Below are 12,705 nucleotides of genomic sequence, written 5' to 3' on the forward strand. Positions count from 1 at the left end.
TTGTTGGTGACAGTTTCTGCAATCGAACAAGCATATGAACGACTGCGGGGAGCAGTTAGTCATACACCGCTGCAGTATGATCGCTTTTTATCTGAAAAATACCAAGCGACGGTTTTGTTGAAGCGAGAGGACTTGCAAAAAGTCCGCTCCTTCAAATTACGAGGTGCCTACTATGCGATCACCCAAGCAGATCCTGTGCAGACCAGTCGTGGCGTCGTCTGTGCCAGTGCCGGAAATCATGCCCAAGGCGTTGCTTATACCTGCCAAGAACAGCAGATCCATGCGGTCATTTTCATGCCAACAACGACGCCGCAACAAAAAATCGCGCAAGTTCTCTTTTTCGGCGGAGACTACGTCAAAATCGAATTGGTGGGAGATACCTTTGATGCGGCGGCGCAGGCTGCCAAACAATTTGCAAAAGAAAAGCAAATGGCTTTCATTGCTCCTTTTGATGATCCCAATATTATCGCAGGACAAGGAACAGTAGCCGTGGAAATGTTGGCGGATGCTGAAAAAAAACAAGTATCGATCGATTTAGTGGTGGCTGCCATTGGTGGCGGTGGTTTGATCAGCGGGACCGCAGCCTATTTGAAAGAAAAGCAGCCAAATATAAAAGTTGTTGGAGCAGAACCTGTAGGGGCCGCCTCGATGCAAGCAGCCTTTGATCACCAAGGACCGGTGGCTTTAGAGCATATTGAAACCTTTGTCGATGGTGCGGCAGTCAAACAAGTCGGAGCTCAGACCTATGCCCATGCCAAACGCTATGTGGATCAATTGGTAACAGTGGAAGAAGGTGCAATCTGCCAAACGATTCTAGAATTATACAGCAAACAAGCGATCGTCGCTGAACCAGCTGGTGCCTTGAGCGTGGCAGCTCTGGATGAGATCAAAGAGCAAATCAAAGGCAAGACGGTCGTCTGTATTGTGAGTGGTGGTAACAATGATAGTTCCCGCATGGCAGAGATCGAAGAGAAATCACTGATTTATCAAGGATTGAAACATTATTTTATCGTCAATTTCCCACAACGTCCCGGTGCGTTGAAGGAATTTGTTAGCCATGTATTAGGGCCTGATGATGATATCACGAGGTTTGAATATACGAAAAAAATCAATCGTGGAACAGGACCAGTAATGCTGGGAATCTTGTTGAAACAAAAAAACGATCTACCCGCATTACTGTCACGAATTGAACAGTTTGATCAAGGCTACATCAACCTTCAGCAAAATCAATCACTTTACTCGCTTTTGGTTTAGAAAATACATGGTTTCCTTTGTAATACAGGAAACCATGTTTTTTGCTTTTTGGCATAGAATCATGGGACAAATCGGCGAAAATACTTCCTAATGGTTAGCGATTTAGTAGGTGTTTCAACGGCTTCTTGCTATAATAGTAAGTAGTAGCAACAAAGGAGTGAGCCGATGGAAGCTGTTTTTTACAGAAATGAGCAAGAAACCCAGATTTCTTACGGGGAAACATTGGCATCGGTCATGAAAGGACAGTCGATCGAGCCGCAGCAGGTGATCATTTTGACGAATCAGCGTTATTATGACCGCTTTTCAGAAAAAGTAACCCGCCTGTTTTTGCCGCGCGAGGTCAATTGGTATATTTGTACCAACCAAATGTATTGCAACAACTTTAGTGAATTTAAGGCCGCGATGGATTTCTTCGGTCGCTTTTCAAAGCAAGAGTCCTTGTTGATCGTCGGGTTTGGGAATGAAGGTGTATTGGCACTGAGCAGTTTTATCCATGCGACTTCGGTCCTATCGACACAGCTTTGGTTGATTCCTGTTTCCTTGCGGGCCTTAGCCAAAAGTGTCAAAGAAACAGCGATCGTTGTGAAAAAGCCAGATATCCCGATGCTGGAAAATCCTAATGCACCACAATTTGTTATTTTCGATCAGACGATTGCCGAAAAGCAAATCGATGGGAAACTTGTCGACTTTTTGACCCTGATCCGTGGTGGCGTGCTTGCCGATAGCGATTTTTTAAAGGAACTTTATCGAACGTACCCCAGTCATCAGGCATTGATGAGACACTCGTTGGCAGCTTATACCAATCAGCTGATCCAATTGTATCAGCAGTCGGGACGCGAATTAGAGGAGTTTGGGCAACTCTTTGCCGATGCTGCTTATCAAACAGAAAATGGTCACTTGCTGTCTGATGCGATGAAATTGTTCTTTGGCTTTTTGTTTCATTTTATTTGGACAGTCCAGCAGCAGCAGTTGACTGTCGATCTGCCAGTATTTTGCCAATGGCTTGCACGATTAGGCTTTCCTATCGAATTGCCCGAGTCTTTTTCCTTAAGCGAATATTTCAGCCGTGTACTAGAATTGCAGCAAAAAGAAAAAAAACTGTTATTTTTGGCAAAAGTTGGTACAATAGGGGGCAGAACGGAAATCGAGGAGAAAGATCTTGTCCAAACGATGGAGACTTATCAGCGATTAATCAATGAGATTCGAGGGGTCTAAATGGAAACTTATAGTGAAAAAATGTTAAAAGCACTAGCCGCAGAAGAGTTGGCTGAAGCACAATTGAATTTTACCGAAGCACTGCAAAAAGATGATGATGAAACACTTGGCGCTTTAGGCGATGAATTACTGCAGATCGGTTTTTTAGAAGAGGCGAAAACGTTATTTGAAACCTTGCAGCAGCGGCATCCTGAAAATGAAGCTTTGCTGCTTCCTTTAGCGGAAATTGCGATGGAAGAAGACCAGATTGAAACAGCCTTCACCTATATCGATCAAATACCACCAACGAGTGAAGCTTATCTGCAAGCCTTGTTATTGAGTGCGGATCTCTATCAACTGATCGGTATTCCGGAAGTCAGCGAAGCCAAATTAAAAGAAGCGCAAAGCCTTGTGCCAGAGGAACCCTTGATTCGTTTTGCCTTAGCTGAGTTAGCTTTTTCAACGGATCGCTATCAAGAAGCTGTTGGCCTTTATCAAGGATTGCTGGAAGAAGATATTACGGATATTTCGGGGATTTCGATCGTTGAACGGACCGGAACGTCATTGAGTATGGCAGGTAAGTTTGAAGAGGCGTTGGAATATTTTGAAGCAAGCTTAGAAGACGAACAGACGGACGAGCGTCTCTTTCAAACGGCTTTAGTCTATTTGCAGCTGAAGGAAAATGAACAAGCGATTCGCTACTTGCAGCAGTTGCGGGTCATGAATCCCCAATACCGGGCCTTGTATCTTTATTTGGCTGAAGCATTGCAAGAAGAAGAACAGCTGGAAGAAGCGCAACGTGTGATCGAAGAAGGGATTCATGAAGATCCATATCAAGTGGATTTCTATCATTTTGCTGCCGAGAATGCTTACCGACTTCATGACAGTGAAGCAGCCGAGTCATTTTTACTTAAAGCACTGGAAACTGGTGAAAAAGAAGAGGATACATTACTGACTTTAAGTAATTTATACTTGAATGAAGCGCGTTGGCAAGAAGCGATCTTGGCGATCGAGCGAATGGAAGACAATGAACAGCCTCACGCTTTATGGAATCTAGCGCAAGCCTTCAATGCGTTAGAAGATTTTGACAAAGCAGCAAACTATTACGAAGAAGCCAATGCTGATTTGCACCATGAACCGGCGTTTATGAAGGAATATGGCATTTTCTTACGTGAAGAAGGGCGTTTACCTGAAGCTCTTCATTTGCTACAACATTATTTGGCACACGAACCAGGTGATTTAGAAGTACAGTCGATCGTGGAGGACTTATTAGAAAGATAGGTGAGAGAAATGAACATCAATGTACAAGAAAAGAAAAAGTTTCTTAATTGGTTAGTTTCGACCGTTTCCTTCAGCCGCCGAGAAGTCTCTTGGGTGTTAAACTATCTGGCGAACCATGAAGCGATCTTGGCCAATGTTCATTTTGTAGAAGGGGCAGCCGCAGCCAAACGGGGCTTAAGTGTCCGCAGTACGGAAGTTGGAGGCGAACCCTTTGTCTTGAGTATCGAAGGACAGACCTTTTATGACATTGATCAGATTTTTCACGAGATTCGCATGAATTGGAAACAACCCTTGTATCTTGAATGTCTCTTTCCAGATTCTTGGTCGCAATCCTTTTATTTAGCAGTTTTAGAAGACAATCCTTATGAACGTTGGAACGACCACTTGGATCAAGAAATGACCCAACATGTTACCCAGTACCTTGAAAAAGAAGAAGCAAAAACCAAAATTGATACCTTGTATCGGCAGATCGATCTAGCATTGGAAAATGGGGATCGTGATGCCTTCTTGGAACTTTCCGATGAAGTAAATCGGCACTTGCTCCAACAAAAAGAAGAAAGCCGCTGACAAATAAAAAAGCAGTCCTTTAACCGGGACTGCTTTTTTAGTCTTTATTTTGTTTTAGAGACCGCTGCTTTGCGCTGTAAGAACCGTGACTTAGGTCTTAAGTAGGTAAAGCCTTCGCCTTCGACTTCATGGACATTGATGACAGAAACAAACGCTTGCGGATCAAAGTCATGAACAATGCGCTTGACTTCAGAAATCTCCCGTCCGCTGACCACCATATAAATGATTTGTTTCGATACTCTTGAGTAAGCCCCTTCGCCCTGTAAAAACGTGACACCGCGTTCCAATTCATCCATTAAAACAGGAGCTATCTCTTCGCTATGATTGCTGATCACTAAAATCCCTTTGGCTGAATAGCCGCCGTCTAAGATCGAATCGATCACACGAGTGAAGACATAAGAAAAAATCAAGGTATACATCATGCGGTTCAAATCTATATAGGTCAAAGAAAGCAACAGGACGAACACATCAAAGATCAAAAGCGACCGCCCGATCGTCACCCCAAAGTTTTTCTCTAAAATGCGCGCCAGTACATCGACGCCACCTGTTGTTCCACCGACTTTGTAGACGATCCCACTACCGATCCCTGCAATCAAACCAGCCAAGAGTGCGACGATCAGTAGATCATGCTGTAGATCGATCAACAGGGGAACACTCTGCCAAAATGCCAACCAAAAAGACAAACCAAAGGTTCCTAAAATCGTATACACTAATGAGCGTCGACCAAGAATTTTGCCACCGATCAAAATGATCGGAATATTTAAGATCAATGTACTAATGGCAGGATTGATTCCCCATAAGGCTCGCAGGATCAAGGTGATCCCTGTCACACCGCCTTCTGCTAAGTCATTTGGGATATTTAAATAGACTAGACCGAAGCCATAAATACTCGTACCGAAAATAATCAAAACAATGTCGCGAATCGTTCGCCATGAAAAAAATGCCCGCATCCTGTTTCCTCCGTTATTCAACTTCCACAAGTATCAATGTAGCACGAAATCATTGAATGTACAACAAATCCTGAGGGGGCTCTATCTAGGCAGGCAGCCATTCTTTTGGTAAGATAAACGAGAAAGGGTGAAGAAGATGACAGATAAACGTTCCTTGGCATCGATGCAAGAAGAAGTCGACGCCTATATTCAACAATTTAAAACTGGCTATTTCAGCCCCCTCGCCCAAATGGCTCGTTTGACTGAAGAAGTTGGCGAATTGGCGCGAGAAGTAAATCACTATTACGGGGAAAAAAATAAAAAAAGCGATGAAGTTGAAAAGACCGTGGCAGAAGAACTGGGCGATGTACTCTTTGTGACGATGATCATGGCCAATTCACTAGACATCGACCTGACTGAAGTGTTTGAGGAAAATATGGCAAAATTCAATCAGCGGGATGCGTATCGTTTTGAAAGAAAAGATGGGAAAGTACATGAAGCTGACTAAACTACCAAAAGAATTTGCAGAAGCTGCGCCACTCCTAAAAAAAATCGAAGCCGCGGGCTATGAAGCATACTTTGTTGGCGGCAGCGTGCGGGATACGATTTTAGGCCAGCCGATCCATGATGTCGATATTGCTACCAGTGCGTTTCCAGCCGAAATCAAGGCGCTTTTTCCTCGAACCATTGACATTGGTATCGAGCATGGGACGGTGCTGGTCTTGTGGGAACAGGCGCAATATGAGATTACCACCTTTCGAACCGAAGCCGCCTATCAGGATTATCGCAGACCTGACAAAGTTGATTTTGTCCGTTCCTTGAAAGAAGATCTAAAGCGGCGGGATTTTACCATCAATGCATTGGCACTTCAAGAAGATGGGGTCATCATTGATCTTTTCGATGGTCTGGCAGATATCGACAATCAGATTTTACGAGCAGTGGGTCACCCGCAGGAACGTTTCCATGAGGATGCCCTACGAATGATGCGGGGGCTGCGTTTTGTCAGTCAATTGGGCTTTGTTTTAGAAACAGAAACATTGGCTGCTATCCATGCGAATCATGCCTTGTTGGGGAAAATCTCTGTTGAACGGATCATGATTGAATTCGTGAAATTGCTGTTAGGCAATCATCGGAACCAAGCACTACGAGCACTAGTAGAAACCGAATGCTATATCTATTGCCCAGGCTTACGGGAATACGGTGAGGCGTTACTGCGGATGGCAGACCTGCCAGCGATCCCATTAGAAAACGAAACGACGGCTTGGGTATTGCTCATTGACCAAATCGGTTTAGCTCCTGAGGCAGTCCGCAGCTTTTTAAAAGCTTGGAAATGTTCGAATGACTGCATCCGCCAAGTACAAACGGTCTATCAAGCACTGCTAATGCGTCGAAACGGCGAATGGAACGATCTGCTGTTGTATCAGTTCGGTTTAGAAGCAACCTGTTTAGCTGAAGGATTATTGCGTTATGACAAGCTGCCCAATGATCCTGCAAAAATCAGTCAGCGCTATCAGCAGCTACCGATCCATTCACTGAAGGAGCTGGCGATCAATGGACGTGATTTACTGCAGACAGTTGATCGTTCTTCTGGTCCGTGGCTCAAAGAAGTCTTGGCCGCTGCCGAAGCTGCAGTCATCACACGAAAAATCCCTAATGAAAAAGAAGCACTATTGGCGTTTGCCCAAGCATATTTAGCGAAGGAGGGATAACTGAAGAATGGAAAGCAAAAAAGACTTTCTCGTTGACCTTCAAGACACTGCGGCTGTTTTGGGTTCTGGCGGTTTAGCGGTTTTAGCAACCCCTCAACTAGTCGCAATGGTGGAAAACACCTGTTGGGAAGCACTTGAGCCTACTTTAGATAAAGGGTTTACCACCGTCGGTACAAAGTTTTCGATCGATCATTTGAAACCTTCACCAGTCGGAGCGACAATCACAGTTCTTATACAATGGGAAAAAGAACAAGGATTCCAGTTTGATTATCAGGTGACCGATGGGGCGCAACAACTCATTGCTAAAGGGACTCATCAACGAGCGGCGGTGGAAATCTCTCGGTTTATGAAAAAAGTCAACGAAAACCAAAGTTAATTTGTGTCCCAGTAGCGACTATGTGTTAGAATTAAAATGTATTATTAATAAAAAGGAGCGTTTTGTCATGGCTAGAGAAATGAAAGCTTTAAAATTTTATTTCCGTAATGGAGAAACATGGACGATCGAGCGCCGTTACATCGGTGACTTATGGATCAAACAAATCACGACCAGTTTTGGCCGTATCCACGGAAGCGAATTCGTTGAGATTCATCCATGTGCTGGGTTCAAAATTGAAATCTTTCAAGAAGGCGATCATGTGGCAACACATGACATCAACTTAGGCGGACTTGAATTAGGGATGTTTGCTCGTGCGTTGAAATATGAAGATATTGAACGGATGGAAATTCTTTACCGTAACGGTACACCGGATCTTGTTTATTTCCCATACAAGGACAAAGATACGGAAGGATTGGATAATGTATACCAATCAACAAAAATCAGTGAAAAAACGAAGAGTCTGTATATCGTGATCGACCCAAATCAAACGGTTGATGATGTTTATCAAGAACATTTCGAAGAATAAGAAAAACGCAGAACCAGTTGGTTCTGCGTTTTTTTTTAGAATGTTTCTTGGAACATATCCGTATACTTTTTTAATAAAAGATAATCTTCGGCATATTCATCCTTTAAAACGATTGTATCGCCAAAGAAACTCTTACGAGCATGTTGAATGATCCGATGCTGAATATCTTTTTCCAGAAGGTAATCGATCTCAGACTGTTTCAGGTTTTGTGCAGCAGTCGCCCGATTCTTTTCTAAATATTGCAGCAAATCGTACTCAAGGTGTCCCGCACCATTGATGACTCGTTTGTATTCGATTTTGTCAATTTTCATCTGCTCACACTCCTTGCTATTAAAGTACCTTAGAAAGAAGTAAAGGGGGAGATGGGGGCCTCGAAATTACATAAATCTTTAAAAAATGGATCGTTTGTTAATGTTATCTTAAGATTTGTCATCGAAAAGGAAAGAAAAACGAGTCAAGTGCCAGTATTTTTTGAACCATCAGCAAACGGTTCTTTTTCTTTTTGCTGATGGACAGGTCCTATGTTGGCGATCCCATCTAGACCACCAGCGTGACCACCGACTAATTTGCTGCGTGCAATGGCACGAGCGCCTTCCATTCGGCTTGTGGCATGAACGATCGAAGTGAAGCCGTATTTCTCACGAATCTTATCGATGATCAAATCTAATTTACGCTGGCGTAATTGCGTTTCTGCTTGCTCAAAAAGATCCAGCTGGACATTTTCTGTATAAACCAATTTTGAATAGGTGATACCGATGTGGCGAACGACTTGCCCGGTATAAAATTTTCGAAAGAGAAATAGGCAATGAGCAACAAGCTTACGTGTATTGTCAGTTGGCGGGATTTTCATTTGTCGGGAAAAGCCAGAGGCAGTTTCACCAAAGGCTACGCCGATGTAAACATTGATACAAGCGGTCTGACAATGATGGCGGCGAATTCGAGCGGCAACTTGCTCTGCCATTTCCTTGATGACGATCTCGATTTCTTCTTGTAAATAATAATTGCGATGTAGGACCTGACTATTGCCGTAGCTTTTTTCCATGACCTGCGGTGTCGGTTCGGCTAAAATGGTGCGGTCAATGCCGTGAGCGTGATGGTAGAGCTGCTCACCAATGATTCCCATGCGACTGCGCAAAAGATCAGGACTGGCATGAGCCAATTGTTCAATAGATTCAATCCCCATCAAGTGAAGTCGTTTTTCTGTGCGTCGACCGATTCCCCAAAACTCAGTCATGGGGCTGATTTGCCAAACTTTTGTCGGGACATCTTCGTAGGTCCATTCGGCAATCAAGGAACGGTTGTGTTTGGATTCGTTATCTAAAGCTAGTTTTGCTAACAAAGGATTGTCACCAATACCGATGGTGACATACAATTTCGTTGTTTCGTAAATGTCTTTTTGAATTTGCTGGGCAATCAGCCAACGTTTTTCTTCGCGAGAAATCGTGTTATCAGGAATGAAAAGATCCAGTGTACGGGTCAGATCCATCATCGTTTCGTCGATTGAATAGAGCAGCAAATCATCTTGTCCAACATATTTGCGAAAGACATCATTGACTTTGGTGTTTTCTTTGATATAAAAACTCATACGTGGCGATGCTTTGTACAAATCGGGATGCGTCGGCAGATTGTCATTGCGGGTCACATTTGAAATTCCTAAAGCCGATTTTGCCTTTGGGGAAGCCGCTAAGATTAAGCCGTTTCCAGTATTGTCAGAATGAGACATGACGACCAGCATCGCTTGGATAGGGTCTAAGCCGCGCGAGATGCATTCGACAGAAGCATAAAAACTTTTGACATCGATAAATAAGATATCGCGTTTTGGCTCGAGCGCATAATTAAAACCACCCATTTTTATCACTCCTTACCGAGATTATACGAACGTTTGTTCTTTTTTGTCAAGCGAACAGGAGCGGATGGGTGGATTTGTTTTTTTATAGAGAGATTATTTTTGGCTTATAATGATGGGAAACGTGGTTTTATAAGGGATACATTCATTTCAGGTTATCAGAATCCGATTGGACATAAAAACGTGATTTTGTCTTTTTACCCGAAGGTGTGATTAAAAAAACAGCCGATCCATTGGACCGACTGTCGTAGCTTAAATCAATTTTCGGCAGGTAGCATTGCAAACAAACTTAAGAGATTGCCGTCTATATCTTTGACGATGGCATAGCGTTGCCCCCAAAAGGCACACCAAGGTTCTTTGAAAGACTGATACCCGGCAGCTACGACTTTTGCATGAAGGGCATCAACCTCTTCAGGGGAATCACATAAAAAGGCTAATTCAATTGTGTCACCAACAGTCATTGGTGCATGTCCGTAGATCCCGGCAACCATCTGGCGGCTATTCAAAGAGATGCGAACCCCGTCGTTTGCTAATTCCATATAATCTTCTGAGTGCTGACCTAATGGCGTGAAGCCAAGTACTTGATAAAAAGCCAGTGCCTGTTCCATGTTTTTTGTGATAATACCAACCATATCTAGTTTCATTGTTTTCTTCCTTTCTTGTGGGAATTCTTTCCATAACAGTCAATGCAGTTGCTAGCAATGAAGATTACCTCGTTTCTGTCAGACGGTAATGGTGCAACCGTTCAGCCAACGTACCAGTATGTAGTTCAAACAAATGGTTGTCATCGTCGTAAAAGTAAATGGAAGCACCTTCGCCTTTGATACGAGAACGATCTTTTTCGATCTTCAATCCTAGTCCTTGGATGCGCGTAATCAAGGAATCGATTTGAGTTTGATCGATTTTAAAGGCAATATGGTTATACGTTTTCGGCAGCTTCTGGGAGGCATCCTCCATAACAGCAAGCCATAAGCCATCGATCAAAAAGAATTTTTCTGGGAAGTAAGAATGGGGCTGGTCTCGGCTATCATAAATTTCCTCTGCTTCAAACAATGTTTCCAGCATCGTTGTCGTCTTTGCTAAATTCTGTACGATCAACGTGATATGGGAAATCTCCATCGCATCAACACTCCTTCGTTATGACGAAATAGGGGAAAGAGAAACAATTAGTATCAAAATAAGCATTATGTTAGTGATTGTAAAATACCAATAGGAAGAGCAGAACATAAAACAGTGCATCAGTTGTGCAAGGAATAACTTTCTTCTTGTATTTTGTCCAAAAGAAGACATTTATTAAGAAGAGGATAATCACTGTCGGTAAGCTAAAGGTCCAAGCAGGGTGTTTAATGAAAATGAAAAGCATATTTCCAATAAGAGCAAAAAGAAAAGCGCCATAAAACAGACGATAGTTACTAGGTAGATACGTAAAATTGCCAAGCATGGGTTCACCTCCTATAGGCAGTATAGCATGAAAGGATCGACTGGCACTCAAAGTATATTGAAAGGACAGCTAGAAGAAAAAGCTAGTTCATGTTCTATGTGCCGCCTTTGTTGAACATTAGTTTCTTTTTTACATTATACATTAAAATTTATTTATACGTCGCTTCAAAGAAAAAGTTGGCTCAAAAGTTCAAAGCAAATAAGTGAAAATAGGGGAGTGGTTGTGTAAAGAGGGAAATAAAAATGCAGCAGCTATCATTGCAAAATGTCTGAAAAAAAAGAAGTTCGCAAACGCCTTGGTTATCAGCGTTTGCGAACTTCTTAAATAGTATTATTTTGTTTCGCGGTGTAAAGTAACTTTTCTTTCACGTGGGCAATATTTTTTCTTTTCCAAACGATCAGGATTGTTACGTTTGTTTTTGTTTGATAAGTAGTTGCGTTCTTTACAAGAAGTGCACTCTAATGTGATGTTTACGCGCATGATTTTCCCCCCTAACGATACAAGAATCCTCTAAGAAATCTCTCAGACTAAAATATAATAGCATGTTTTGTGCGGGAATGCTAGCTTTTTCCTGAAATTTGTTAAGTAGTTTTACTTGACGAATTACTTGAAACGCATTAGTCCAATTTGCTCTGGATATCTTCGATCATTTTGGTATAGGCGATAGGACCGTTGTAGAGCCAGCTTGATTCAGGACCGAATTCCCATAAATGATTGTTTTTGACTGCATCAAGATTTTGCCAGACTTGTTCGCTGAAAAAATCAGCGCCTTTATCACTATTCACTAAAATCAAGTAATCGGCATCCAATTCTGCCAATTTTTCCAGAGAAACGGCAGACCAGTCAGCAGTGGCACTTTCACTGATTTCTGAAACAAGCGAGGGAACTTCAAAACCGAGTTCGTGATACAGCAGTTGACCACTTGATTTTGTTTCTGAAACCATGAAGACAGAATTATTGACCACCCATAAAACAGCAATTGACTTGCCTTGGATTTGATCAGCGTACGTTTCCTTGGTAGTAGCGACTAAGTCATCATAATCAGCTTCTACTTGGGCAGCTTCCTCTTCTTTGTGTAAGACCTTTGCGATATCTGTCAGACGTTCACGCCAGGTTACTTCCTCGCCATTTGTGACCACATAGGTCGGCGCGATCTTACTGTACTGATCATATTTGTCGCCTTCCACCATGGAATTGCTATCCATCAGCAGCAGGTCTGGCTCAAAGCTCAAGACATCTTCATAGGGCAGATCATAGTTGATTCTTGGCACATCTGCTAGTTTGTCTTGCAAGTATGCTTGATCACTGTCATTGCCGACTGTCCATTGAGCAACCGGGGTTACCCCTAAAGCGACCAAATAATCTTCCAAGTAACTACCGATCACCCGTTGTGGGTTTTCGGGAACAGTGACTTCATTTCCCATCGCATCGGTAAAGGTTGTTGCTATTTCTGAAGAAGTAGTGGCTGATCCACTGCTATCCGTTGAGTCATTATTCGTACCGCAAGCACCCAGTAGAGTAAGGGAGCAGGCTGCTAGCAGGGTAAGCCAAGTACTTCTTTTTGACCATTGTTTCATAGAAA

At 42.8% G+C, this 12,705-nt stretch carries 15 protein-coding genes; 8 read left to right on the forward strand and 7 right to left on the reverse strand.

Translation table 11 applies throughout. From position 1 onward, the window contains the following. From ilvA to A5877_RS14155, 4 genes are all read left to right on the forward strand, one after another. Positions 1-1,254: a threonine ammonia-lyase IlvA gene (gene ilvA, locus A5877_RS14140; RefSeq protein WP_035007051.1), complete on the forward strand. Its 1,254-nt coding sequence runs from the start codon at positions 1-3 to the stop codon at positions 1,252-1,254. Between the two features lie 165 nt (positions 1,255-1,419). Then, a complete protein-coding gene (locus A5877_RS14145; RefSeq protein ID WP_008381049.1) occupies positions 1,420-2,469 on the forward strand; it encodes a hypothetical protein in 1,050 nt (349 codons plus the stop codon). Then, entirely contained in the window at positions 2,470-3,729 is a 1,260-nt protein-coding gene (locus A5877_RS14150; RefSeq protein ID WP_086316993.1) for a lipopolysaccharide assembly protein LapB, read from the forward strand. A gap of 9 nt (positions 3,730-3,738) precedes the next feature. Beyond that, complete coding sequence (locus A5877_RS14155; RefSeq protein WP_008381051.1) at positions 3,739-4,296, forward strand: YpiB family protein; 558 nt, start codon at positions 3,739-3,741, stop codon at positions 4,294-4,296. Between the two features lie 44 nt (positions 4,297-4,340). Here the strand turns inward: A5877_RS14155 and A5877_RS14160 are convergent, their stop codons facing one another. Next, positions 4,341-5,246 (reverse strand): YitT family protein, encoded by a 906-nt coding sequence (locus A5877_RS14160; RefSeq protein ID WP_005237068.1) that lies wholly within the window; start codon positions 5,244-5,246, stop codon positions 4,341-4,343. 136 nt (positions 5,247-5,382) lie between these two features. On the opposite strand from A5877_RS14160, the gene A5877_RS14165 reads away from it, so the two are divergent. The 4 genes from A5877_RS14165 (at position 5,383) to A5877_RS14180 (ending at position 7,836) form a co-directional block, all read left to right on the forward strand. Continuing rightward, positions 5,383-5,733 carry a nucleotide pyrophosphohydrolase gene (locus A5877_RS14165; RefSeq protein WP_008381054.1) on the forward strand — a complete coding sequence of 117 codons (351 nt, stop codon included), beginning with the start codon at positions 5,383-5,385 and terminating at the stop codon, positions 5,731-5,733. Next, the gene (locus A5877_RS14170; RefSeq protein ID WP_086299632.1) at positions 5,720-6,934 is read left to right on the forward strand and encodes a CCA tRNA nucleotidyltransferase; all 1,215 of its coding nucleotides are present in this window, start codon (positions 5,720-5,722) and stop codon (positions 6,932-6,934) included. Before A5877_RS14165 ends, A5877_RS14170 begins: the two co-directional genes overlap by 14 nt. A 7-nt stretch (positions 6,935-6,941) precedes the next feature. After that, the gene (locus A5877_RS14175) at positions 6,942-7,310 is read left to right on the forward strand and encodes a thioesterase family protein (RefSeq protein WP_086316995.1); all 369 of its coding nucleotides are present in this window, start codon (positions 6,942-6,944) and stop codon (positions 7,308-7,310) included. A 67-nt stretch (positions 7,311-7,377) separates the two neighbouring features. Continuing rightward, on the forward strand, positions 7,378-7,836 hold the full coding sequence (locus A5877_RS14180) for a hypothetical protein (RefSeq protein WP_008381061.1): 459 nt from the start codon (positions 7,378-7,380) through the stop codon (positions 7,834-7,836). Between the two features lie 35 nt (positions 7,837-7,871). Here A5877_RS14180 and A5877_RS14185 read toward each other — a convergent pair whose 3' ends face one another. The 6 genes from A5877_RS14185 to A5877_RS14215 all read right to left on the reverse strand — a co-directional run bounded on the left by A5877_RS14185 (position 7,872) and on the right by A5877_RS14215 (position 12,700). Then, complete coding sequence (locus tag A5877_RS14185) at positions 7,872-8,147, reverse strand: hypothetical protein (protein WP_008381063.1); 276 nt, start codon at positions 8,145-8,147, stop codon at positions 7,872-7,874. 143 nt (positions 8,148-8,290) lie between these two features. Further along, positions 8,291-9,685, reverse strand: coding sequence for a Y-family DNA polymerase (locus A5877_RS14190; RefSeq protein ID WP_016613094.1), 1,395 nt, complete (start codon positions 9,683-9,685; stop codon positions 8,291-8,293). A gap of 254 nt (positions 9,686-9,939) precedes the next feature. After that, positions 9,940-10,326, reverse strand: coding sequence for a VOC family protein (locus tag A5877_RS14195; RefSeq protein ID WP_061053912.1), 387 nt, complete (start codon positions 10,324-10,326; stop codon positions 9,940-9,942). A gap of 64 nt (positions 10,327-10,390) precedes the next feature. After that, on the reverse strand, positions 10,391-10,801 hold the full coding sequence (gene fosX / locus A5877_RS14200; RefSeq protein ID WP_008381069.1) for a FosX/FosE/FosI family fosfomycin resistance hydrolase: 411 nt from the start codon (positions 10,799-10,801) through the stop codon (positions 10,391-10,393). A gap of 652 nt (positions 10,802-11,453) precedes the next feature. After that, positions 11,454-11,603 (reverse strand): 50S ribosomal protein L33, encoded by a 150-nt coding sequence (gene rpmG, locus A5877_RS14210; protein WP_005229384.1) that lies wholly within the window; start codon positions 11,601-11,603, stop codon positions 11,454-11,456. Between the two features lie 137 nt (positions 11,604-11,740). Then, positions 11,741-12,700, reverse strand: a complete 960-nt coding sequence (locus A5877_RS14215) for an ABC transporter substrate-binding protein (protein ID WP_016621235.1) — start codon at positions 12,698-12,700, stop codon at positions 11,741-11,743. Positions 12,701-12,705 lie beyond the last annotated feature (5 nt).

This window comes from Enterococcus sp. 3C7_DIV0644, from assembly GCF_002141235.1.
In the GTDB taxonomy this organism is placed as follows: domain Bacteria; phylum Bacillota; class Bacilli; order Lactobacillales; family Enterococcaceae; genus Enterococcus_D; species Enterococcus_D entomosocium.

What these genes read in the sequence shown, in the direction of transcription:
- A5877_RS14145 (WP_008381049.1), top strand. Translation starts at nt 1,420, where the DNA reads ATGGAAGCTGTTTTTTACAGAAATGAGCAAGAAACCCAGATTTCTTAC.
- A5877_RS14150 (WP_086316993.1), top strand. Translation starts at nt 2,470, where the DNA reads ATGGAAACTTATAGTGAAAAAATGTTAAAAGCACTAGCCGCAGAAGAG.
- A5877_RS14155 (WP_008381051.1), top strand. Translation starts at nt 3,739, where the DNA reads ATGAACATCAATGTACAAGAAAAGAAAAAGTTTCTTAATTGGTTAGTT.
- A5877_RS14160 (WP_005237068.1), bottom strand. Translation starts at nt 5,246, where the DNA reads ATGCGGGCATTTTTTTCATGGCGAACGATTCGCGACATTGTTTTGATT.
- A5877_RS14165 (WP_008381054.1), top strand. Translation starts at nt 5,383, where the DNA reads ATGACAGATAAACGTTCCTTGGCATCGATGCAAGAAGAAGTCGACGCC.
- A5877_RS14170 (WP_086299632.1), top strand. Translation starts at nt 5,720, where the DNA reads ATGAAGCTGACTAAACTACCAAAAGAATTTGCAGAAGCTGCGCCACTC.
- A5877_RS14175 (WP_086316995.1), top strand. Translation starts at nt 6,942, where the DNA reads ATGGAAAGCAAAAAAGACTTTCTCGTTGACCTTCAAGACACTGCGGCT.
- A5877_RS14180 (WP_008381061.1), top strand. Translation starts at nt 7,378, where the DNA reads ATGGCTAGAGAAATGAAAGCTTTAAAATTTTATTTCCGTAATGGAGAA.
- A5877_RS14185 (WP_008381063.1), bottom strand. Translation starts at nt 8,147, where the DNA reads ATGAAAATTGACAAAATCGAATACAAACGAGTCATCAATGGTGCGGGA.
- A5877_RS14190 (WP_016613094.1), bottom strand. Translation starts at nt 9,685, where the DNA reads ATGGGTGGTTTTAATTATGCGCTCGAGCCAAAACGCGATATCTTATTT.
- A5877_RS14195 (WP_061053912.1), bottom strand. Translation starts at nt 10,326, where the DNA reads ATGAAACTAGATATGGTTGGTATTATCACAAAAAACATGGAACAGGCA.
- fosX (WP_008381069.1), bottom strand. Translation starts at nt 10,801, where the DNA reads ATGGAGATTTCCCATATCACGTTGATCGTACAGAATTTAGCAAAGACG.
- rpmG (WP_005229384.1), bottom strand. Translation starts at nt 11,603, where the DNA reads ATGCGCGTAAACATCACATTAGAGTGCACTTCTTGTAAAGAACGCAAC.
- A5877_RS14215 (WP_016621235.1), bottom strand. Translation starts at nt 12,700, where the DNA reads ATGAAACAATGGTCAAAAAGAAGTACTTGGCTTACCCTGCTAGCAGCC.